This is a genomic window from Bifidobacterium sp. ESL0800 (assembly GCF_029395355.1).
Taxonomy (GTDB): domain Bacteria; phylum Actinomycetota; class Actinomycetes; order Actinomycetales; family Bifidobacteriaceae; genus Bifidobacterium.
In genome coordinates this window covers 1,584,481-1,607,592 of the sequence record NZ_CP113913.1, presented here as the reverse complement: position 1 = coordinate 1,607,592, position 23,112 = coordinate 1,584,481, and the positions used below count along the sequence as shown (strand labels likewise).

12 protein-coding genes, 1 tRNA gene and 1 pseudogene are annotated in these 23,112 nt (G+C 57.1%); 10 read left to right on the top strand and 4 right to left on the bottom strand.

Annotated elements, in window-relative coordinates:
- The first annotated feature begins 58 nt into the window (after positions 1 to 58).
- The 3 genes from OZX75_RS06285 to OZX75_RS06275 all read left to right on the top strand — a co-directional run bounded on the left by OZX75_RS06285 (position 59) and on the right by OZX75_RS06275 (position 4,493).
- Positions 59 to 616, top strand: coding sequence for a YbhB/YbcL family Raf kinase inhibitor-like protein (locus tag OZX75_RS06285; protein ID WP_277145803.1), 558 nt, complete (start codon positions 59 to 61; stop codon positions 614 to 616).
- 461 nt (positions 617 to 1,077) lie between these two features.
- Positions 1,078 to 2,694, top strand: coding sequence for a C69 family dipeptidase (locus tag OZX75_RS06280; protein WP_277145802.1), 1,617 nt, complete (start codon positions 1,078 to 1,080; stop codon positions 2,692 to 2,694).
- A gap of 227 nt (positions 2,695 to 2,921) precedes the next feature.
- Positions 2,922 to 4,493 carry a formate--tetrahydrofolate ligase gene (locus OZX75_RS06275; protein WP_277145801.1) on the top strand — a complete coding sequence of 524 codons (1,572 nt, stop codon included), beginning with the start codon at positions 2,922 to 2,924 and terminating at the stop codon, positions 4,491 to 4,493.
- Positions 4,494 to 4,604: 111 nt separating this feature from the next.
- Here the strand turns inward: OZX75_RS06275 and OZX75_RS06270 are convergent, their stop codons facing one another.
- Both OZX75_RS06270 and OZX75_RS06265 read right to left on the bottom strand, forming a co-directional pair.
- Complete coding sequence (locus OZX75_RS06270; RefSeq protein ID WP_277145800.1) at positions 4,605 to 5,642, bottom strand: glycosyltransferase family 2 protein; 1,038 nt, start codon at positions 5,640 to 5,642, stop codon at positions 4,605 to 4,607.
- Positions 5,643 to 5,836: 194 nt separating this feature from the next.
- Positions 5,837 to 6,577, bottom strand: a complete 741-nt coding sequence (locus tag OZX75_RS06265; RefSeq protein ID WP_277145799.1) for a TetR/AcrR family transcriptional regulator — start codon at positions 6,575 to 6,577, stop codon at positions 5,837 to 5,839.
- A 264-nt stretch (positions 6,578 to 6,841) separates the two neighbouring features.
- Between OZX75_RS06265 and ftsY the strand changes: the two genes are divergently transcribed.
- From ftsY to OZX75_RS06235, 6 genes and pseudogenes are all read left to right on the top strand, one after another.
- Positions 6,842 to 8,158, top strand: a complete 1,317-nt coding sequence (ftsY, locus tag OZX75_RS06260) for a signal recognition particle-docking protein FtsY (RefSeq protein ID WP_277147469.1) — start codon at positions 6,842 to 6,844, stop codon at positions 8,156 to 8,158.
- A gap of 567 nt (positions 8,159 to 8,725) precedes the next feature.
- Positions 8,726 to 9,994 (top strand): annotated as a pseudogene (locus OZX75_RS06255) (ammonium transporter); the annotation flags it as partial.
- Between the two features lie 205 nt (positions 9,995 to 10,199).
- Complete coding sequence (locus tag OZX75_RS06250; RefSeq protein WP_277145798.1) at positions 10,200 to 10,538, top strand: P-II family nitrogen regulator; 339 nt, start codon at positions 10,200 to 10,202, stop codon at positions 10,536 to 10,538.
- Between the two features lie 735 nt (positions 10,539 to 11,273).
- Positions 11,274 to 14,465, top strand: coding sequence for a hypothetical protein (locus tag OZX75_RS06245; protein WP_277145797.1), 3,192 nt, complete (start codon positions 11,274 to 11,276; stop codon positions 14,463 to 14,465).
- Positions 14,466 to 14,766: 301 nt separating this feature from the next.
- Positions 14,767 to 16,803, top strand: coding sequence for an isopeptide-forming domain-containing fimbrial protein (locus tag OZX75_RS06240; protein WP_277145796.1), 2,037 nt, complete (start codon positions 14,767 to 14,769; stop codon positions 16,801 to 16,803).
- A 493-nt stretch (positions 16,804 to 17,296) separates the two neighbouring features.
- Positions 17,297 to 18,451, top strand: coding sequence for a class C sortase (locus tag OZX75_RS06235; RefSeq protein WP_277145795.1), 1,155 nt, complete (start codon positions 17,297 to 17,299; stop codon positions 18,449 to 18,451).
- 193 nt (positions 18,452 to 18,644) lie between these two features.
- On the opposite strand, the gene OZX75_RS06230 is transcribed toward OZX75_RS06235, so the two are convergent.
- Both OZX75_RS06230 and OZX75_RS06225 read right to left on the bottom strand, forming a co-directional pair.
- A tRNA-Ser gene (locus tag OZX75_RS06230) sits at positions 18,645 to 18,732 on the bottom strand.
- A 266-nt stretch (positions 18,733 to 18,998) separates the two neighbouring features.
- Complete coding sequence (locus OZX75_RS06225) at positions 18,999 to 19,409, bottom strand: glycerophosphodiester phosphodiesterase (protein WP_277145794.1); 411 nt, start codon at positions 19,407 to 19,409, stop codon at positions 18,999 to 19,001.
- A 771-nt stretch (positions 19,410 to 20,180) separates the two neighbouring features.
- Between OZX75_RS06225 and OZX75_RS06220 the strand changes: the two genes are divergently transcribed.
- Complete coding sequence (locus OZX75_RS06220; protein ID WP_277145793.1) at positions 20,181 to 23,015, top strand: RICIN domain-containing protein; 2,835 nt, start codon at positions 20,181 to 20,183, stop codon at positions 23,013 to 23,015.
- Positions 23,016 to 23,112: the final 97 nt, after the last annotated feature.

Genomic DNA, 23,112 nt, shown 5'->3' with positions numbered 1-23,112 from the left:
GTCGGGTTTTTGATATTTCGAGTGAACGTTCGTCACAAGCCCGAGGGATACTTGAAGTATGAAGATTTCAGCAGATTTTACGACCATTCCCAATGATTTCACCGGGGCGGCGGCACCTGAATACAAGGTCGACGGCACGCCGATCATCTCGTTGCCGTTCTATATCGACGAGCTCAGCCAAGGCATGCAGTACCTGCACTGGCAGGTGACCGATCCGGATTCGATCCCCGTCTGCGGCTTCGAATGGATCCACTGGTCGGCGGCCAACGTACCGGTCGACGCGCTGATGTTCGATTTCAACGATTCCCACGCCCTTGAAATTCCGCCCGATTTCTCGCGCACGCTGCCGACGATGATTCCCGAGGCCGCGCAAGGACGCACAAGCGCCGCCAGCAAGTTCGTCGGTTCGAGCAATCCTGCGGTGACGATGCGCTACAACGGCCCGACCCCGCCCGACAAGCCGCACGGCTACGTCCTGCACGTCTGGGCCACGGCCAATCCGCTGCCGGATATGCGTCAGGGCTTCTGGCTCAACGATTTGTATCATAAGATTCTCGATTACAGCGGCCCGATTGACGACGCCGAGATCACGCTTATCGGCAATCCGGCGAAATAAAAGCGCCCACGTGGGTTGGAATCTGCTGGCCGTCCTCCGGTTTCACGCCTGCGAATATCAAGGTTCTCGATTCCGAGGTGCCATCCTCCCCAAACCAGCCATTATTGTGATGTTGGTGCCACCAAGTCCCCTGTTTTTCGAAGATTAACCCCGAAATTGCCATTTTTCGGGCATCTTGGTGCACCAAGATGCCCGTTTTTTACGAATATGGCCTCCATTCTGCGTATTTTGGGTATCTTGGTGGCACCAACAGACGTTCAAAATGAGGAATAAGCGGATGGAGGCCAAGGGTCTGTGCGTGCAGATGCGTACAGTCGACCCGAACAGAGCAGTGGGGTTGGTTCTGACCCAAGATGATCTTCATGTGCGAGCAGGCATCTATCATGAAAACAGTATTGGCATCCAGTCGTTATGATTAGTAATCAGCACTTGGTCATTTCATTTCAGGAGAGGAAACAATTATGGCATGCACCACCATTCTGGTCGGCAAGGACGCGAGCTATGACGGCTCGACCATCATCGCGCGCAACGAGGATTCGGCGAACGGGGAGTTCAACCCCAAGCGTTTCGTCGTTGTCAAGCCCGAGGACCAGCCGCGGCATTACCGCAGCGTATTGAGCCACGTTGAGGTCGAGTTGCCCGACAACCCGATGCAATATACCTCCATGCCCAATGCCGACACCAAGGAAGGCATCTGGGGCGAGGCCGGCGTCAACGAGGCGAATGTGGCCATGAGCGCCACCGAGACGCTGACCACCAACGAGCGCGTGCTCGGTGCCGATCCGTTCGTGGAATTCACGAAAGCCCAAGGCAAAGAGGGCGAGGAGGGCTACGTGCCCGAGGTCGCTGGAGGCATCGGCGAGGAAGACTTCCTGACCATCGTGCTGCCCTACATCAAGACGGCCCGCGAAGGTGTCGAACGCCTGGGCGCGTTGCTGGAGCAGTACGGCACCTACGAGATGAACGGCGTCGCCTTCAGCGATTCCAATGAGATCTGGTGGTTGGAGACCGTCGGCGGCCACCACTGGATCGCCAAGCGCGTGCCGGACGAGGCCTACGTGACGATGCCGAATCAGCTGGGCATCGACGAGTTCGACCTCGAGGACGCCTTGGGCGAGCAGGAGAACTGCATGTGCTCGGCCGACCTGAACGAGTTCATCGAGGCCAACCATCTCGACCTCGCCGTCGAGGCGACCACGCCGTTCAACCCGCGCGACGCTTTCGGCTCGCACTCCGATTCCGACCACGTCTACAACACCCCGCGTGCCTGGTACATGCAGCGGACCCTCAACCCCTACGACGAGGTCTGGGACGGCCCCGAGGCCGACCATACCCCGGAGTCCGACGACATCCCGTGGGCCCGCCAGCCGGAGCGCAAGATCACCATCGAGGACGTCAAGTACGTGCTGAGCTCGCACTACCAGGGCACGCCCTACGATCCGTACGGCCACCGCGGCGACGAGCACACCCGCCACATGTACCGCACCATCGGCATCAACCGCCAGTCGCAGCTTTCCGTGATGCAGATCCGCCCGTACCGCCCGCAGTCCGACCGCGCGATCCAGTGGGTCTCCTACGGCTCCAACCCGTTCAACACGTTGGTGCCGTTCTATCCGAACGTCGACGCCACGCCGGCCTATCTCGAGGCCACCACCACGCGCGTGACGAGCGAGAACTTCTACTGGGCCAACCGCATCATCGCGGCGCTGTGCAATTCCGCCTTCTCCGACACCGCCAACGCCATCGAGCGCTACCAGGAGCTGACTGGCGGCATGGCGCACCGTATGGTCGCCGCCACCGATGAGCAGGTCGCGCGTCTGGGCGGCGACCAGGAGGCCAGCGCCGAATCGATGGCTCAGGCCGAGCTCAACGCCGGCAATCCGGACGGCGACGTCGAGCCGATGGAGCCCGACCAAGTCATCGCCGCGACCCGCAACGCCGAGGTGCGCGAGATCCTGCGCGCCGCCAACCAGTCGATGGCCGACCAGGTCAAGAAGGAGACCGACGTGCTGCTCGACACGGTGCTCTACACGGTCTCGATGAAGATGGCCAACGGCTTCAATAGGTCTGATAACTGACGAACTGAGCACAAAGGTCGGTCGATACGAAACTAGGAACGGCGGTATTCCGTGTTTTAGATTTCATGTCGGCCGACTTTTGTGCTATGCGGCGACGTCTGCTGATAGGCTTGGGATATTGGCCGCGGTGATATCGGACGTTGGCTTGCGCGCAGATTTAAGCGCATGTGCCGATAAGGCTCCGCGGGATTTTAGAGTATTTCCAACGTGTTGAAAGCAGGTATGGCATGGCATTGATCGATCAATTCACGACCCAGTATGGTTTGGTCCAGAAAATCGACGCGTTCGGTTACCTCGATCATCTGCGCGACCACGCCGACGAGCCGCGCAAGCATGGGCAGGTCATTCTTGTCACCGCCGACACCCCGCTGAAGGCTTCGCGCGGCGAAGGCAAGACCACCACCACCATCGCGCTGATCGACGCGTTGCGCGCTCGTGGCATTGACGCGACCGCCGTGCTGCGTCAGCCGAGCATGGGCATCACCGCGGCTGGCTCCAAGGGCGGGGCCTCGGGCGGTGGCAAGTCCTCGCTCTCACACCCCGAGCTGATCGACTGGGGCCTGTGCGGCGAGATGGCGGCCATCGAGAACGCGCAGAACCTGCTGGTCTCCTTCGCGGAGAAGGCCGTGGACGACGGGCGGATCGACACGATTCTGGTGCCGCGCGTCTCCGAAGTGCCGTCGCGCTCGCTGCGCCAGATCGCCGTGGACCGCAACAAAGGCAACGTGCCTGAACGGGTGGTGCTGACCCCGACCTGCGAGCTGATGCAGATCGTCGTGCTCTCGCGCTCCATGGACGAGATTTCGCAGCGTGTTTCAAAGATGGTGGCGGGCACCAAGGACGGCAAGCCCGTCACTTTCGGCGAGTTCATTGACCTCTGGCGCATCACCGGCATTCTTGGCGACGCGGTGAAGCCAGCCAAAACCGAGACGGTCAACGGCTCGCCGGTTTACGTGCACTGTGGTCCGTTCGCCAACGTGTCGCTGGGCATTCCCAGCCTGATTTCGGTCGAGATGGCGTGCGCGCTGCACGATGTCGTCGTCGTCGAGGCCGGCTATGGCGCCGACGCCGGAGCCCAGAAGTGGCTCGACATCGCCTGCCGCGAGTTCGGTGCCCAGTGGCCGGCCGCCGCGGTGGTGGTCACCCGCGCCTCGACCTGGCGCGACGACCCGGCGCTTTCCTGGCGCTACCCCTTCCATGTCCATCGCCTTGAAAGCCTTGGCATTCCGACCTTCCCGCTGGTCAACCTCTGGGACGGCGAGGACGACCAGATCGCCTCCCTGCGCGACACCGCCAAGTCGCTCAACTTCCGTGAGCCCATCATCGGCAATCTCTTCCGTGATGGTGGCGAGGCGCTGGCCCCGCAGCTTGATGCGTTCGTCGGTGCGCTCGAAGACGCGAATGGTTCCAAGAATATTACCAACGCGTCGGCTCCGGCCGATGCAGCCGATCCGGAAGCCGCCAACAACCGTGCCAGTCACAAGGGCATGGGCTTGGTCGAGGACGTGAAGTGGATTGCTGGCAACGCGTACGGCGTCCCTGCTGACCGCGTGCTGTTCAAGGAAGGTTTCGCCGATTCCCTTGCCTCCGCGACCGAACTGTGCAACGGCGTCGGCACGAGCGTCGACGACCTCGCGGTGGTGGCGGTGAAATCCCCGGCCACGATGACCGACGACGATTCCGCCGCAGCCGACGAGCGCACCGTGACACTCAAAAAAGTCGAGCCGCATTTCGGTGCCGGCGTGGTGCAGGTCAATCTCACCACCTCGCTCACGACCCCGATGCCCAAAATCGTCTGAGACCGCTATATGGCTGAAAGCCAGGGCGAGGACGACGGCCATCGCGAAATCATGCTCATCGGCCTGTCCGTATTCATATTGATACGAGTTTGTATTCCCGTTTGAACGTGTTTAGTTGAAACCGATGATACGTTCCGAGATACGGTAGCCCATGCGGATGATCCAGCGGCCGAGCGAACCGGGCAGGTTGATGGCGCGGGAAGGCAACTGGCGACGTACGTCGCGTGCGATCTGAGGCGAAACCGCGCGCTGGTTGTCCCAGAGTTCCCGCTTGATCTGGTAGTTTGCGGGCTGGCGCGAAAGGATGAGGAACACGCTAGCGACGACACTTTCGATGGAGAGGAAGTGGATCATATAGCGGTAAAGCCCGTCGGGCACGTTCTTGCGCTCGGGGGTGGCGGCGACCATCGCGCGGTTGACGCGCACCAGCTGGTCCACGCGCCGGATCATGACGTCGGTCTGCACGCTCTGGCCGTCGCGCCCGATGAAGTAGTGGTAGAGCGGCGTGCTGACGTACATGAGCGTTCGCACCCACGGGAACGGCTGGTAGGCGTAGATGAAATCGACGTAGAACGTGTGCTCGGGCAGCTGGGTCTGGGCCTGCCGCAGCACGTCAGAGCGGAAAATGAGCGCGTGCATGATCATGTATTGCGCGATGCCGAAATGTTTGAGATCGTCCCAGACCAAGCGCTTGTCCGCGGCCATGACGCTGTCGAATTTGACGACGTGTTTGCGTCGCTTGCCGACTTTGTCGTAGACGTAATCGGTGACGAACATGTCGATCGGTTCGCTGGCGTTGTGTTGCCGACGCATTACGTTCATAAGCTGCTTCAGTGAGGCTGCACCCACCCAATCGTCGGCGTCGACGACTTTGAGATACATGCCTTCGGCGTTGGCGATGCCGGTATTGACCGCGCCGCCATGACCCTTGTTTTTCTGATGGATGACGTGAACGATGCCGGGTTTCGCCGCCGCAAGCCGATCCGCAAGTTCCGGCGTGCCGTCGGATGAACCGTCGTCGACGATCAGCACTTCGATGTCGTCGTTGTCGTCAATGGCTGTCAACGACGAAACACAACGCTCAAGGTAGGCGCTCATATTGAATGCGGGCACAACGAAAGTAAGCGTTTTCAAGCTAGTTTGCGGCATGATTCCTCATTATCGGAATTCGCCGCGTTGGTGCGGCGGACACCAGCTAATTTACCATGTAAACCCGTCAATGGCGGGGTTGCGTGCGTGAGCTGCATTACTTTCGGCGGTATATCGCGCGAAACTGTCGTCAGACGGACTATTTTCTATTGCCTGATTTGTTTGGTTTGTTTGGTTTGGCTGCGTTATTTGTATTATTTGCGTATTTCGGGGTCTTTGGTATTTGTGGCGTTGCTCTTTTCGCTGTTTCCGGTGCTGTCGCCTTTGCTGCCTTTGCCGTCTCCGTCGCCTTTGCCGGCGCCCGCGTCGTCGCCCAAATCGTCGTTCAGGTCGTTCTCGAATTGCAGCTTCGGCTTGGCTTCGAGGCGCGAGAGGCCGTGCCAGGCGAGGTTGACGATGTGTGCAGCGAGCTGCTCCTTGTCGATCTTCTTCTGGTTCGCGGCCCAATACTGGCCGGTGAAGACGGTCATGCCCACGAGCATCTGCGCGTAATACGGAACGCCTTTTGCCGGCAGCTTATGCTGTTTGAACGCCTTCGTAAGGATTTCCTCGACGCGCAGGCTGACGTCGCCCAGCAGCGAACTGAACGAACCGGCCGGGTCGGTGGTGGGGGAGTCGCGCACGAGCACGTTGAAGCCCTCGGAATTTTCCTCGATATAGGTGAGCAGTGCCAGGGCCGTGCGCTCCACGATCTGGCGCGGATGAGTGTCGCCGGCGGAAAGCGCGTTGATCAGCGTGCTCGTCAGCTTCTGCATCTCGCGGTCGACGATGACGGCGTAAAGGCCTTCCTTGCCCCCGAAATGTTCGTAGACGATGGGTTTCGAGACCTTCGCGGCGGCCGCGATTTCCTCCACGCTCACCGCTTCGTAGCCTTTGGCGGCAAAAAGCCCGCGCCCGACGGTGATGAGCTGTTCGCGACGTTGGTACGAAGTCATTCTGGAAGCATTTGACATAGTTATATTGTAGGTGAGGCTCGCGCCCAAAATGGAATTGTTGATCGATGATTACTTTGCTTGATAAAAGATGTTTTTGTTTCTGGTTTGAGTGTGTTCTTCCACATTCAGACTCACCCTAACCCATGGTTATTGAACGATACCATGAAAATTTGTACAGTTTCTTTTGGAAACCATGGGTTCGGACGCGCGCTTTGCGTCGGGTCTCGCCAATAATCTTGAAGCATGACTCTTATGATCAATCCGATGATTATCGTTGCGGCGCTGGTTGTCGTCGCCGTCGTGCTTATTGCCGTGGCTGCATTGGTGGCGCATGCGCACAAGAACAACGGCGCAAATGCGCAGAACGCCAATGTTGCCGCCGATGCAAAAAGCACGGAAGCCGACTCGTCAGATGATGCCGACAACAAGGAATCAAGCAAAGCCGTTAAGAATACCGAAAAAGCCGGCAAATTCGGCAAAGCCAAGGAAGAGAAAAGCTCCGATAAATCTCCGGAGGGCGGAACGCCAAGCGCCGAGGACGAGTCGGAGCAGAACCCCCAAACCAAGAACGCAACCAAGCCGGGATCGCGTGCCGAATCTTCTCATAACGGAAAAAACAAAGAAACTGACGCGAAGCCAGATGTCGAGACTCCTGAGCCCAAAGCCTCACGTGCCGTCCGCCTCAAGGAGAAACTGAGCAAGTCGTCGAACCCGTTCGGTCGGGTACTCTTTAATATTCTCGCCAAAGACCAGCTTTCCGAGTCCGATTGGGAGGACGTCGAAGACACACTGTTGCTGGCCGATGTCGGCAGCGTCGCCAGCGAGAAGCTGGTGGACGAGTTGCGCAACGACGCCCGGATCACCGGTACTTCGGACCCGAAGGCCGTGCGCGAGGCGCTGCGTTCCAAGCTGATCGACCTGGTCAATGCCCAATCCGACCGCGCGCTCGAGGCCGACAAGCCCGACGCCAAGAAGCCGAGTGTCATCATCATGGTCGGCGTCAACGGCACCGGCAAGACCACAACCGCCGGCAAGCTCGCGCGCCTGTTCGTCTCGGAAGGCAAGTCCGTGATGCTCGCCGCAGCCGACACCTTCCGCGCCGCCGCCGCCGACCAGCTTGAGACCTGGGGGCAGAAGGTCGGCGTGCCCGTCGTCCGCAGCGCCAAAGAGGGCGGGGATCCAGCCTCGGTCGCTTTCGACGCCTCCAAACAGGCCAAGGAGAACGGTACCGACGTGCTGATCATCGACACCGCCGGCCGTCTGCAGAACAAGGCCAACCTGATGGACGAGCTGGGCAAGATTCGCCGCGTGACCGAAAAGAACCTGCCCGTGAGCGAGGTGTTGCTCGTGCTCGACGCGGTCACCGGCCAGAACGGCATGGCCCAGGCCAAGGTGTTCGCGCAGGCCATCGGCATCACCGGCGTCGTGCTCTCCAAGCTTGACGGCTCGGCCAAGGGCGGCATCGTCATCTCCGTGCAGCAGGAGCTGGGCGTTCCGGTCAAGCTCGTCGGCCTAGGCGAAGGCCCCGACGACCTCGCGCCCTTCGACCCGGAAGGCTTCGTCGACGGCATTCTCGCCTGAGGCAAGTCAGCACAATTTGTACGAGACGGTAAACTTCAGCCGCGCATCAGCCAGCCATGGTTGGTGCGCGGTTTCGTATCGTCGGGCAGATAGTGTGATTTTCTCTGTACGGAACGGATTGTGCGGAGTTAATCACGGTTTTGGGCGTGGTTGTGTGATTTGTTTTGTGGGTGTGCAGAGTTAATCACGGTTTGGGGCGTGGTTGTGTGATTTGTGTTGTGGGTGTGCTGGGTTAATCACAGTTTTGGGCCTCATTGTGTGATTAACTCTGTATCGGGCATGGATATGCAGAGCTAATCACAGTATTGGGGTTTATTCTGTGATTAGCTCTGTATCCGATGCGAATGTGCGGAGATAATCACAGTTTGAGGCGCAATTTTGTGATTGTCTCTGCATGGAACCCGGCAATCCTGTCTGATACGTAACCATCATGTTTCGGCGATGATGCGTGCTTTACATCGCCGTAATCTCGTGTCAAACTTCCCCTTACGTTGACCGTGTTGTATGTCTCCATACGATTCGCGCATCAGACCAGGTACGCGTTTGGGGTTGGTGAGGGGACACGACATGGATACAGGAAATGCCGCATGGATGTTGATCGCGGCGTCGCTCGTCTTTCTGATGACGCCCGCGGTGGCGTTCTTCTACGGAGGCATGGTGCGCCGCAAGGCCGTGCTGAACATGCTGATGCTCTCGGCGGGTGCGCTTGCGGTGAGCACTATCATCTGGGCCTTGTGGGGTTGGTCGATCGCTTGGGGCGGCAAGGATATCGGCGGCATCTTCGGCGAACCGTCCACCGGCTTCCTGCTCGGCGACACGATGAAGGCCGGCAAAGACGGCGTTTTCACCACCACTGGCCTGACCCCCAATGGCAACAACTACCCGGTGAGCATCGACGTCGCCTTCCAGCTCGCCTTCGCCATGATCGCCGTCGCGCTCATTTCCGGGGCGCTTGCGGAACGTATCAAATACAGCACGTGGATGATTTTCGTCGCCATCTGGGTGACGCTGGACTACGCGCCCATGGCCCACATGGTCTGGAACGGCGGCCTGCTCTCGCCCGACGGTCTGATCTCCAGGCTCATCGGTGCGCCGGTCCACGATTTCGCGGGCGGCACGGTCGTCCACATCAACGCGGCCGTGGCGGCTCTGGTCATCGTCCTGCTGATCGGCAAGCGCAAGGACTTCGGCAAAGTCCCGATCCGTCCGCATAACGTCCCCTTCGTCATGCTCGGTGCGTTCCTGCTCTGGTTCGGCTGGTTCGGCTTCAACTCGGGTTCGGCCTTCGCGGCCAACGGCGTCGCCGGTTATGCGTGGGTCAGTACCTCGCTGGCCGCCGCTGCGGCAATGCTGAGCTGGGGCTTTACCGAGAAGATTCGCACGGGCCACTACACGGCGGTCGGCGCGGCCTCAGGCATGGTGGCCGGCTTGGTCGGCATCACGCCTGCCGCCGATGTGGTTTCGCCGCTCTGGGCCATGGCGATCGGCGCGATTGTCGGTGTGCTGACCTGCCTGGCGTGCGGGCTCAAGTTCCGTTTCGGTTACGACGATTCACTGGATGTGGTCGGCGTACACGGCGTCGGCGGCTTAGCCGGTACCATCCTCATCGGCTTCTTTGCGCAGGGTGCGGGGCTTTTCGCGGGCGGTAGCTGGCGTCAGCTTGCGGTGCAGGTGGTAGTGGCGCTCGCCGCGGTCGTGTACTCCGCCGTGGTCACGTTCGTCATCGCTTTCGCGCTCGAAAAGACCGTCGGCTGGAGGGTGGACGGGGACCAGGAACTGGCCGGCGTCGACCTTGCCGACCAAGGCGAGAGCGCGTACGATTTGGCAAGTACGAGCAAGGGTGGAACGCTTATGGATCTGGCGGTTCGTTATCCCAGCTATTCCAAGGTGCATGGCAACTCTGAGAATGTCAGGTCGGTCGTTGCCAAGCCGACGGCGGTGGCAATCGCGAAGGAGACTGAACAATGAGACCAATTGTTGAAGGACGTCTCGTCCGTTGCTGCCGAGCCAACCCGATACCGGCAAGCCAGGAGATGGAACGATGAAACTGATTACCGCGATTATTCAACCAGCGAAGTTTGAGGAAGTCCGGGACGCCCTTGCGGCCGCGGGCGTCGAGGGCATGACGGTCAGCGAAGTCAACGGTTGCGGCGAGCAGCACGGCTATACCGAGGTCTATCGCGGCGCGAGTTATTCGGTCAACCTCATCCCCAAGATCCGTGTGGAGGTGGCGGTGCGCGACGCCGACGCCGAAACATTGGTCAACATCATCGTGAAAACCGCCCGGACAGGCACCATCGGCGACGGCAAGGTGTGGGTCGTCCCGCTGGATTCGGTGGTCCGCGTGCGTACCGGCGAGCGTGACGGCGACGCCATCTGACAGGTTGTTAGGCAGTCGGATCTGAGCTGTAAGCGTTCGAGTGCAACGAATGCGTTGAAAGGCAGATTTACAGGGTTGTTTTTCTGCTTTTCGACGCACGCAGTTTCGGTCTTGCGTTGATAAGCAGATTTGCTACCGACTTTTTCTGCTTTTCAACGCATAGTTGGATTATTGTCAGTCCCTTCTGTCTGCAACGTACCATCGTCGAAGCTGCTACCCAGTTCGATAAGAATAATGCGGACATGTAGAAAACGTTTGACATGCGGATTTATTGATGTGGTTATACTCACATTGGTGGCATGTGGTATGTCACATTCGTGGCTTGTTCGGCACCGTCGCGGATGAAGCTGTGATATAAAGTCGTTTTTCATTGTGATGCGAACAACGCTGGAATTCCAACGATTTCAGAAAGCGCAAGAGAAAGTTCATTGCGCGAAATTATAAAAGTTGATAAATATTACTCTAATTATTTAGACAAATAATTATTCTATGTGTGAACCTTTTTGTCAGCTTGGTATGGCATCTTTGTCTCTCGTTGTCTAAAAACGGGATGCGTTTCCGCTGGAAGGCGACAGTGGTCGATGAAGCTATGTAGACCGTTTGACGTCTTTGCTTGGCCATCGATGCACAGCAGAAAATTTTATATCGATAGGTACCAGAGAACTTAGCAAGAAGTACGACAACAAGTACAACAATTTCGATGTCACGCGGACTACCGCACTAGAGGTGATTGTGGTGAAAAGCAACGATGGATACACAAGGCAGCAAGGCCTCGACGTGTCAGAGCGCGGGCAAGGCGTGAAGCGCCGCCGTGCCGCAAAGGCCGCGACGTGCGTTTTTGCCGTGCTGATCGTGTTGGCGACGCTGCTGGCGACCTTTAATGGCACGGTTGTGCAAACCACGGCCAGCGCCGCGTCAACGACGACCACCGATCCCTGCACAAGTGCCCAGTATGCAAAGGATTGGCGTGCCACCGAGTGCCCGACCGACCCGGATGGCGCTTCCCGCACGCCAATGCTGTACCGTTTGCTCGCGGCCAACAACAAAATCGATACGTTGCGTGACGAATTGCGTATGGATTTTGTGGTGCGTGTGGCACATGACGAGGTGAAACCGACAGCAGGCACGACTCCTGAGAGCATCGGTATGAAGATTCGTTACGACTTTGGTGACGGCAATAAAACGGATAGTACCGGTACGATTTATCCGGATTATACCCGCATGATGAAGTATATGAACACCTATGTTGATTCCTCGACTTCTGATTCGACGGCTATTACAAACGCTAATCATTGGGCAGATAACTATGATGAGTATTTCACCATCCCCAAAATCATGCATGCCGGCCTTTATGACTATGTGACCGTTTCCGTTCAGGGAGACATGAACATCAGGGACGAGTCGAAGCCTTTTTGGACCAGTCAAGACAAGAAAGGCAGTCCTGGCTATAACAACGGGCGTTCTTGGAGGCAGCACGTTTGGGTCGAGGTCGGTCCGTTGGCCACCGGAAGCAACAACAGTGTGGATAACACCCTGTCAAAGAATAAATGGGATTGGGGCGGTGGCGACAGCACAACGTCAGATCACGCCACCACGTTACTTTCACAATCGTCTCTGGCTGGAGACATGTCTGATTCGGAGACCATCACGGCTTATCCGGGAACCTGTTCGCCGACTGGCGATGTCTCGGACTTCAAAACGGTACATGGCTGCGATATACCCAACGCTTGGGTTGGTTTTGACAGTGATTGGCCGACTCTATGGTCAACCAGGCAGGCTAATTGGGGCATGTCGACTGATAGGGGCGTTGCTGGTCCAACTACAGTTCGTGGCAATAAGCCACCGCTGACGAAGCCTGGTGTGGCACCGCCGAACTCCTTCTTCGTCGGATGGTACAACCCCGCGCTCGGTGTTGATGTCAACGAGGCTTGCTATCAGGTGACCGGGTTCAAATATCAGTGGATCGGGTTGAAGAACAACAAGTGGGTGCCGGTCGATTCGCTTACGCCGGAGGCGCTGACGGTTTCCAATATGCCGGTGTTAGGATCGAAAAAATCAAGCAATGACTACCAACCAGGCGGTTTGAACTCCTCAGGTGCTGTGAGCAATCTAGATGCAAGAAGCACGACCGCGTCGATGGCCTTCAACAGCACCACGAATTATTACGGTGTCGCGCCCGCGGGCCAGCTCATCGTGCCCGGCGCTGGCGATGGCAGCAAGGCTCAGTACGCCGACGGCAGCATCGACTTCAAGATGGCCAAGGAAAAGCAGAACCTTGACGGCTATTTCAAGCTCGTGACCTGGCCGGTGGTCAATCAGGCGTGCAAGGCGACCGATCCGTTGCGTAATCCTGACCCGAAAACCGAGGGCATCACCGACGACATGGCCAAGAATGACCCGAGCGGGGTTCAGGCGCAGATCGACAAGGGTTGGACCATCGACACGGCTTACTACGACTTCGATATCGTGCGTCCGGCAGCTCCGGTGGTCAATCCGTTCCCGGGCTATTCCGATCCCAAGAAGCGTACGGTGACGGGAACCGGCACGAAGGGTTATAACGTCACGGTATTCGCTGAGGATCCGAAGAATCCCATTGATTCGGAAGATGCGAACAATATCAAGACCAGAGGTCGTGAGGTCGGCACGGTACCAGTGGGCGATGACGGAACATGGACTATTGACGACCCTCTTGCCATTAATCCGGACCAGCAGGACCAGGTACGCTACCATGCCTGGCAGGCCGATAACACCCCGGTTCACGTCACATCGGACTTCTCCAATATCGAGGCGGCTCGTTTCCAGCTCAGCATGAATTCGAACCCATCGGTCAAGGAGGTATATGCTCCTCATAGCTCGGTGGCTGCCAGCGGGGCGAATGCGGGTAAGACAAGCCTGCCTGACGGCGCGAAAGTCATCATTAAGGGTGACATTACCTCAGCGAACCATATAAACGACAAGTTCAGCCTCTTCGCCGTCCCGCAGGACACGATCATGACCGCTTCGGACACCACTGGCGAGAACGGAAGCACCACCGGTTCGCCCGACGACAACCCCAGCAATCCCGTGATCGTCGACGGCAACAACAGCGTGGCGCCCAACGGGCTGCACATCCCCAACGCCAAGTACCAGCTCAACTGCGAGAATTTCAACGATTCTTCAGGAGACAAGGAAACGACCGTCGACAAATTGCAGGACGTGAAACAGATTGACGGCACCGGTACCACTACCAGTGATGGTAAGCCTGATCCCAAGAACCCGGCGCGCTATCAGGCCAATTGGTCATGTCTTGTTGATCCGTCGGTCTTCCCGACCAAGGCCAATCCGAAGGGCAACGTGCTGTACAAGGTCTACGCGGTCCTTCAGGATACCGTGGGCGGCAAGCCTGCCATCGGCCGTGTCGTCAACAGGATCATCGACATGGTGCCGCCAATCGTCAAGGTGACTTCGGTCAACCGATCTATTGGTGTGAACGGAACTGTGGAGATGCCCGAGGATGCTACGTCGCCGGATATTCCGGATTCCGCCAACATAGCCGGTAAGTCCGGGTCCAAAGTGACGGTGATTTGGCAGGATGGGTCGCGTTCCTCCACGCAGAGTGAGAAGGATGGTACTTGGCATGTTGATGTGCCGAAAGGCACATGGCCTGGTGAGTTCCATGTCACAGCGGCCGACCGGGCGGGTCAGCTGCAGAGCACGTATAACACGAACTATACTGACGACAAGCTGGATATCAAAAACAACCAGTCCGACTTGGTGAAGGCCGTGCTCAAAGAGCCGCTGCCCATCACCGAGCTGCCATTTACCGGTGGCGCGCGCTGGTTCGGGACGATGCTGCTGCTCGCAGGCGTTACGGCGCTGCTGATTGCCGCCTGCGTCTCGCTGGTGTGGTTCCGGTCTCGCGGCCAGAGCGCTCGGCACGTGAGGTGAGTTGCGGCTTGTCTGAGTTGCTGTGAGGCCGATATCCTGGCAGTTTGCGTTGCAGAGCAATGCTAGAGTCTGGCGGCTATCGGCTTCATGGCGACAATCGAGATGGCAAATAGGCGGGTTGAATCCGCTGTTCGATAATTAGACAAATAAATAATAAAAGTCTCATAAATGAAAAATGTCGCTGAACTCATAAACCAATGCAGCGATAACCAAAGATTTGGTCCATGACCGCCGCCTTGCGGCTTGAGCGCGTGGACCGCTATGGAATGAAAAAGAAACCAATAAGAAAGGGTATCCTTCCATGTTGTTTGATAAGACGATTCGCCGTGCGGCGGGGGTCGCACTTACGGCGGCCACGCTGCTCGCGCTGGCACCGTTCGGCGTCGCTAACGCGGCCGGACAGGTCGATATCTCGACCAAAGACGATCCACGCATCACCATGCCGACCGCGAAGCAGGAGACCATCGCCATCCACGGCGACAGCGCTTCGATGACCGGCCACAGCTTCGCCGCCGTCAAGATCGGCGACTATGCCTACGCCAGCGCCAACGGCGCAAAGCTCAGCGAGATCGGCGTCGAGACCAACGCTGAGGTCAAGGACCTCGCGCAGTCTGCTCTGGACAGCGTCATCAAGCCCGCTGACCAGGACGCCAAGTACAAGGGCAACCCGGTCGGCGAGGTGGCCTCCAAGTGGCTCGGCTACGCGCCCACCTCCACCACCGCCTCCAGCGATGACAAGGTCTCCAACAGCGGTGCCAAGGCCGATGCTTGGGGCCGCGACGGTAACCTGCGTAAGTTCGTCACCAACTTGGCCAAGGCCGAGCATGGCACCACCCACTTCTCCGATTTGGTGAAGAAGGCGACTGCGACCAAGCCGGAAGACGTGCAGACCGACAGCGATACTTCCAAGTCGACCGTCACCATTTCGGGTCTTGCTCCTGGCCTTTACGTGGTCGAGGACGTGACCGGGGAGGCGACGAGCGCCAGCACCAAGTCCGGCGCCAACTCCAACTCCATCCCAATGCTCGTGGGCACCGGCATCACCATCGATGCAAACACCAAGTACACCCAGATGGCAGACATGAGCGATCCGCTGGGCAGCATCGAGATGAAGAGCTACAACCCGACCATCGACAAGAAGATTGTGTCCACCGACGCCTCGATCGGCGGAACCGTCAAGTACGAGCTCACCGGCCAGGTGCCGCTGACCACCGGCTTCGACCACTTCATCTACACGATGGTCGATAAGCCTGGCAAGGGCCTGACCTACAAGCAGGGCAGCGAAAAGGTGACCATCAACGGCCATGACGTGGATGCCCAGACCGGCACCGCCAAGGGCTACACGGTCAAGACCGGTGATTCCAGCGCCGCTGGCCGCACGGGCGACACCGACTTCATCGACTTCGATCTTTCCTCCATCATCATGAGCAAGGATTATACCTGGCAGGATCCGATCGTGGTCACCTATGAGATGACCGTCAACGACAACGCCGATGAGAACGACGGCCTATCCAACGGCGTCTCGCTCTCCTATTCCAACGACGTCAACGACCAGACCAAGAATGCGGCCGCCACCGCCGGTGACGGCGGTGCCGTGAACTCCGGTGCTGCGAACGGTTCCGTGGCCTCCGTTTCGCCGACCGACGGCGGAACGGGCGCGAAGATCCACTTCCGCCACTTCAGCCTGCTGAACGCCGACAAGCTCAACGGCACCGCGCTCACCGGCGCCACGTTCACCATCAAGTCTGTGTCTCAGGGTGCGTCCGCCCAGGACGACAGCGAGAACATCTCCTTCCGCAAGCTCGCCGACGGCTCCTACAAGAAGGTCGTCGCCCCGCAGGAAGGCGACACCACGGTGTCCACCACGCTGTCCACAAGCAGCAAGGGCAAGATTACTGTCACTGGCCTCGGCGAAGGCGTCTATGAGATTGCGCAGACCAAGGAGGCGACGGATTACTCCCACTCCTTCCTGCCTGATTTCCAGGTCAAGCTTTCCGTGGATAAGACCACTCCGCGTCCGTCCGATGCCAAGGTGACCAGTGACGTCCAGTTCCAGGTCAAGGTTTCCAAGGGCGATTTCTGGGGCCTGACCAGCAAGGACGCGACGACTCTGTTCACCGACGGCATCCACGACGGCAAGGATGTGAACTGGACTCCGGATGCGAGCATCATTGAGAGCGCCAACAACACCAACGCCATCGTGGTGCGCAACGTCACCTCGATCTCGCAGCTGCCGATGACCGGTGGCGCGGGCGCGATTCTCGGTCTGCTCGTCGTCGTCGCGCTGATGGCGCTCACCGCGCTGCTCATCACCGCACGTCGCAAGATTCGCCAGTAAGCGGTAAGCGCTTTTGGCGAGAACCGTTTGGCGTGCATTGTGCGCTTGACTGACATGCATCGTGCATTTGGCATGCACATGCCGTACGTTGACGTCGATACATGTCAAGTGATTCGCTGATTTGTGGGAGGCGGAACTCGGAGACGGGTCCGCCTCCTGCGTTTTGATGAAAGTATTACGAATATTTATTTGGGTAGTTCTGTCGATAGTTTCGGTATCTATTTCGATATCGCAGCGAATATTTTCCCGATAATTTACGAATATCGTTCTAATGCTTTTTCTATATAGCGTCGACAGCATTTTTCAACGTTTCGGATAGCGCTCCGAAAGCTTTCCGAAAGTTTTGCAGGTACTTTTACCTGATATTTCGCGGGTTAGTTACCTGATATTTCTGCGGGTGCTTTATCCGATATTCCTATGGGTACAGATACCCAATATTTTCACCAATACTTTTTATTCGCCGAATGGTCCAGGTTCCGAAAGGAAGACAACGATGGTAGTAGAACCCGACAACGTTCTGCCGCTGAGATTGCAGATGTTCGAGACGATCATCGACGGCAGCGAGGCGCGTATCAGCCCGTGGCGTCGCAGGCTCGCCGTCATCATCGACGTGCTGATCGTCTGCTGCCTGGTGGCGCTGGTCGTGGCCATCTCGTGGTTCCCGACCATCTGGCTGGTGCACGCTTATCGCGAGAACCAGGAGGTCAACGCCGCCGTTAACCGCATCGCGAAGTGGCCGCAGGGCAAGACCATCGACGAATACCACCGCGCGCAGGCCTACAACAGGAAGATCGCCGATTCGGGGCAGACGACGTTGGGGGAGTTCGCCGATCCCTTCGCCGACGTGGGTGGCGCGGGCGCTTCCGGAACGTCTGGTTCCGGCAATTCCAGCTCCGGTTCCGGCGCGTCCGGTGCCAAGAAATCCAAAGCCGCTACCAAATCTAAGCCGCAGAGCGCGAAAGACGCGGAATACCAGTCGCTTCTAAACGACGGCACCGGCATTATGGGCACCATACGCATCCCCAAGGTCTCGGTGAACCTGCCGATCTATCATGGCACTTCCGACGATGTGCTGCTCAAAGGTGTGGGGCACCTGTACGGCACGAGCCTGCCGGTAGGTGGCAAATCCACCAACGCCGTCTTAAGCGGCCACCGCGGCCTGAGCACGGCGCTGCTGTTCACGCGTATCGACGAGCTGCGCCCCGGCGATGTGTTTTATGTGCAGACCCTGAACCGCACTATGGGCTACCGCGTGGTCGGCCGTCACGTCATCGACCCGAGCGATACCCATTTATATAAGGTCGTGCCCGGCCGCGATTTGGTGACGCTCATGACCTGCACGCCCTATGGTGTCAACACCCAGCGCCTGGTCATCACCGGCACCCGCCAACCCATCCCGGACCCGATTCCCGACCCGAATAACGCCAAAGGAGATCCCGTGATTCTGGCAATATTGACCACCATCGCCATTCTCGTTTTCGGCCTCATCGCCGCGATCCTAAGCCGTGTGCTCCGCCCCGCGCGTCGCCCGTCCCCGGTTCGCCACGCCTCGCTTATCGGCCTGCCGTCGCGTTGGCGCGGCCGCCGCCGTTTCCGCAAGCCAACCCACGCTCGTCACACCGCCCACTCCCAAGAAATCATGTACTGATTTTTTTTAAAATAGACTGTGTGCTTTATGGTTTTGTCTTCTGCGTGGGCTGTCAGCTTCGGTTGGCGGCCCACACAGCTTTCCAAAGGCATAACATGACCACTTCGTTTTAATAACAGAGCAATAACATAGAGCCGTTTTCGGCAGTGTCGTAGATATGACGAAACCCCTTGAAAATCAAGGGGTTTCAGGATGGCGGAGAATACGAGATTCGAACTCGTGAGGCTGTTACACCAACACGCTTTCCAAGCGTGCGCCATAGACCACTAGGCGAATTCTCCAGCATGCACATTGCCAAGCCTGCAAGCAGACTTCACAACACACAACTTAAATAAGATACCATGAGCCCGCGAGCTTCGCAAGCAATTTTCGGCATCGGCGTGGCGGTTGAAGCTGCTGTAGCAAATCCTTGACGGTGTCAAGCTGCCTGATTGCAGGAATAATCAGCTTCATATGGGCAAACGAAACGGCGCGTCCTGGAACGATAACCGCTTCCGGGGACGTGCCGTTGTTGACGTTGCTGATGCTGTTGAAGGTTACTGAAAACTCAGTTGAGCTCGTCTTCCTTGAACTTGATGTCGAAGTTGCGCTCATAGTGCAGGAACATCGTGGCGCCGTAACGGTCGACGTCGCGGTGGGTGAAGAGCATGCGGATCGCGAACGCGGTCTGAGCGTCGTAAGGCAGGGACTTGAAAGCCGCGTGCGCATCCCAGTTCGGCGGCGCGATGGCCTTGTCGGGAACGTAGGCATAGCCGTAACCGTCCTCGTCGATATAGCCCATAAAAGGCAAATCCCAGGCGTTATGGTCCGTCAGTTCCTTCTTGAAATCCTCGACTTTGGCAAGGGCGTCGTCCCCGATGCCGAATTTGCGGGCCACCTTGTTGGCCTCTGCGGTCTTCTCAGCTGCGGTTTCGCCGTACAGCGCCGGATCGACGACGATGGTTTTGTCATCTGCCATGATGCATTCCTTCCTATCGACTTTCTTGCCAATAGACAACGGGTTATTGCGTTTGATGGGATGTTACAGTGAACAGCCTTTTTGTGCGAATAACTCATTCATATCTTTCCGACACTTTGCCGTGCCGACTCATTCAGTGTAGCACATGACCAATGGCACGAAGTTCTGAATTTTGTAGAATTTCTCACGATAACGCTTCTTTGATAGAATTCCGACAAAATTTATTTAGTTGATGAATTACTGGTAAATAAATGTCTTGAACTTAACATTTAAAATGTTCTGTTAGACCTATGAAATCGAAACGAACGATCAAGTAATTTGAGGGATATGGGATGGTGGTTGTCGTCAATGGGCGTTAGATAGTGGCGCAAGCCAGTTCGGTATGCTCGATTTTCTTGGATTGTTGCGATTCTGGACAAAGCGAGGCAAGCGTTGCGATTTTAGCTAGGCGGATCGCACCGATCGTTGCACGTTTTCGAGAGAGACATGTGTTGTTCGGAATGGTGATTTCCACTAAATAACAATAAACTGTTATGATTTCGCTAATATTTTGGGCGGAACTTCCGCGATTCCCTTTATTGGCATTACGATTACAGTAGATTGAACAGATTTGCTCGGTTACCAGCAGCGATGTCCGTTTCATCGGGCGAAGAATGAAGAGAGTAAAAGATGGCGAACATGTCGAACCAAGAGTTGCGGCAGGGCGCAAGTAGAGCATCCGCGGGCAAGTTGGATTCTCAATTGACGCGGACCGGTTTGAAAGGCGGGAAGATGAAGGACAAGCTAGTGGCAGCGGCTACCAAACTTGCGGCTGTGGTGGCGGTGCCCGCGTTGGGGCTGGCATTGACTGCGGTGCCGGCGCAGGCGGCGCAGGACACCAATCTGAGCGGTTTCGACCAGGCTGGTATCGGATCTGCGGCTTCGAATAGTCAGCTTGGCGGGCAGGGCAGCGGCTTCGGCGCCAAAACCATCGGCAACCAAAAGACGTTGCCGGCCGTCGATGCGCCGAAAGACGCCATGCCGGACAACCCAAGCCAGAAGCTGCCCGACAAGGTCAGCGCCGCCGTGCCAGACGACGCGACCGTGGTTTCGAAGGATCTGGCCGTGACCAAGGACGGACAGGTCAAGAATGTGGAGACCGGCAAGCCCGTGACCGATCCGAAGGTGGTCGGGACGAAAGACAAGCCCGCTGATCCGCTGGCAAAGACCGATGGCAAGCGATTCATCCCGGTCGAAGCCGATAAGGTGAAGCAGGCCGTTGAAAAGAACGGCGGCGATGCCAATGCGACGGATACGGCTAACAGCGGCAGCAGTACGAATGGCAACAATGGTGCGAATGGTGGCAGCAGCAGCAACAGCAACGCCGATTCCTCTGCCTCGTCCTCCAAAGTGAGCGGCGCCTCGGACATTACGAGGAGAAAGGCCGACAAGGTCGTTAAGACCGGGAAGAAAGCGAAAGCGACGAGCGGCAGCGTTCGCAACGTTGCGCTGCAGAACAACCAATACGGCGCCTATTGGGGGCATTATAACGGTACTCCGGCGTTCTTCGAGGCCGGTGGCAATCTCTTCGCCCAGCAGGCCAAGGGCGTGATCGACGTCTCGCAATGGCAAGGCACCATCAATTGGCAGGCCGTTAAAAACTCCGGCGTAGAGGGCGCGATTATTCGTCTGAGCTTTGGCTGGGGCAACGGATATGATAGTCAGGCTCGGCGCAATATCAACGAATGCAAGCGGTTGGGCATTCCGTTCGGCGTTTATATCTATTCGTATGCGTACGACGGCAACACCGGTGCAGCTGAAGGCAATGACACGGCTTCGCTGTTGCGTAACGCGGGCGTGAATCCGGGAGATTTAAGCTATCCCGTATTTTATGATCTGGAGGGCTATGCGCCTTGGTCAGGACATTACCATCCCAATGATTCCGGTACCTATGACGGCATCGTCAACAATTGGTGGTGGCGTATGCAGGCCAATGGTTACAACAATCTGTCCGTATATTCATACACCGCGTATCTTAACGGGCCTCTCAATTCGTACAATATTCGCAGCAGCACTCGCTGGGTCGCGAGCTACGGCGCCCGCACCGGCTTCGGCTATTCCACCAACGACCGAGGCTGGCAGTACGCCGACAACGGCAGTATCGGCGGCATCAGCGGCAGTGTGGATATCAACGCCTTCGGCAACTACAACTATTCCAACAGCGGTATGGGGATGTCTGCCGTTGCGCCACAGATGAGCGGTTATCAGGCTGCAGCATTGCCGAATGATACGTATTATATTAGTTCGTCAGCCAGGGATTCAGCCGGTCTTGATATTCCTAATGGTTCAAGTCTTTCAGGAACGAAAATCCAGCTTTATGATGCCATCGGTTCGAAAGCGCAGCAATATAAATTGACTCGGCATCGTGATGATGGTTCATATGAAATCCAGAATGTCAATTCCGGCAAAGTGTTGGATATCAGTGGCGCGCAGGCCTACGCCGGTGCTCCTGTCCAACAATGGGATGCGAATGGGAGCGACGCTCAACGTTGGTATCTGCGTAATGCAGGGAAAGGCGGAATGTATATCCAATCGAAGCTTGGTAACTTCGTACTTGATTTGCCAAATGCCAGTACGAGAAGTGGTACTAAGCTGCAACTCTGGGATCCGAATCTGACTCGGGCACAGCAGTTTATTTTCAGCACGATTTCATCAGTTTCCGGAGGCAATAAACGTATTCGTTCGCTTGCGGGCAATGTGGTTCTCGATGTACCCGGTGCCGCGTTGTATGATACTGCGAGGCTGCAGGTTTATGATTGGAACAATACGGATGCGCAGAAATATACCTTCAACTGGGTGGGTAATGGCATCTACGAAATCAGGAATTCCAATTCTGGCAAAGCCGTTGATTTGGGTAACGCAAATACTGCAAACGGCGCGATGATTGACCAGTATGCGGCTAACGGAACCTGTGCCCAGCACTGGGCGCTTCGAGAACAGTCCAGCGGACAATACGCTTTCTATACCACTTGCGCCGCCGATAAGGCGATAGATATTCCTGGCGGCAATGCTACCAGGAGCCAGAAGGTGCAGCTTTATGATGGCAATGGCACTTACGCGCAGCGCTGGGCCATCGAGACTGTCAAGACACGGCGTCAGATGATTGATGAACTTGCGGCCGCACATCGTTCCGATTTGACGGATGGCACCTATGTGATCGGCTCCAAGTACAACAATTGGATGGTACTCGATGTCAGCGGTGCGGCTTGGTGGGACAGCGCTCGCGTGCAGCTCTATTCCAACAACGGAACGGGCGCACAGCGTTGGCGCGTCAGCCACGATGGCGCTGGATATATCACGTTTACCAACGTCTCGTCGGGTAAAGTTCTTGACATCAATAGCGCCCAAGATCGTCCTGGCGTGAGTATGCAGCAGTATTCATCCAACGGGACCTATGCACAGAAATGGATTGCGGTCAAGGACGGCAATGCTTTCAAACTGGTCTCCGCGTTGGATTCGGGACTCGTCTTGGACATTTATGGTGCTGGTATGTTCAACGGGAATACGGTGCAGACATATAACGATAATGGGACGGTCGTCCAGCGTTGGGTCGCCTTGCATCGGTGAGAAATGAAATATGCGGGGATTCGATAGATAGCAAAAGGGTCCAGACATTATTGTTCTGGGCCCTTTGCTATCTTTAGAAACTTTTATTTATCCAGAG

Bases quoted from the DNA above. Each gene is read 5' to 3' on its own strand.
- OZX75_RS06285 (WP_277145803.1), top strand. From the start codon at position 59: ATGAAGATTTCAGCAGATTTTACGACCATTCCCAATGATTTCACCGGG.
- OZX75_RS06280 (WP_277145802.1), top strand. From the start codon at position 1,078: ATGGCATGCACCACCATTCTGGTCGGCAAGGACGCGAGCTATGACGGC.
- OZX75_RS06275 (WP_277145801.1), top strand. From the start codon at position 2,922: ATGGCATTGATCGATCAATTCACGACCCAGTATGGTTTGGTCCAGAAA.
- OZX75_RS06270 (WP_277145800.1), bottom strand. From the start codon at position 5,642: ATGCCGCAAACTAGCTTGAAAACGCTTACTTTCGTTGTGCCCGCATTC.
- OZX75_RS06265 (WP_277145799.1), bottom strand. From the start codon at position 6,577: ATGACTTCGTACCAACGTCGCGAACAGCTCATCACCGTCGGGCGCGGG.
- ftsY (WP_277147469.1), top strand. From the start codon at position 6,842: ATGATTATCGTTGCGGCGCTGGTTGTCGTCGCCGTCGTGCTTATTGCC.
- OZX75_RS06250 (WP_277145798.1), top strand. From the start codon at position 10,200: ATGAAACTGATTACCGCGATTATTCAACCAGCGAAGTTTGAGGAAGTC.
- OZX75_RS06240 (WP_277145796.1), top strand. From the start codon at position 14,767: ATGTTGTTTGATAAGACGATTCGCCGTGCGGCGGGGGTCGCACTTACG.
- OZX75_RS06235 (WP_277145795.1), top strand. From the start codon at position 17,297: ATGGTAGTAGAACCCGACAACGTTCTGCCGCTGAGATTGCAGATGTTC.
- OZX75_RS06225 (WP_277145794.1), bottom strand. From the start codon at position 19,409: ATGGCAGATGACAAAACCATCGTCGTCGATCCGGCGCTGTACGGCGAA.
- OZX75_RS06220 (WP_277145793.1), top strand. From the start codon at position 20,181: ATGAAGGACAAGCTAGTGGCAGCGGCTACCAAACTTGCGGCTGTGGTG.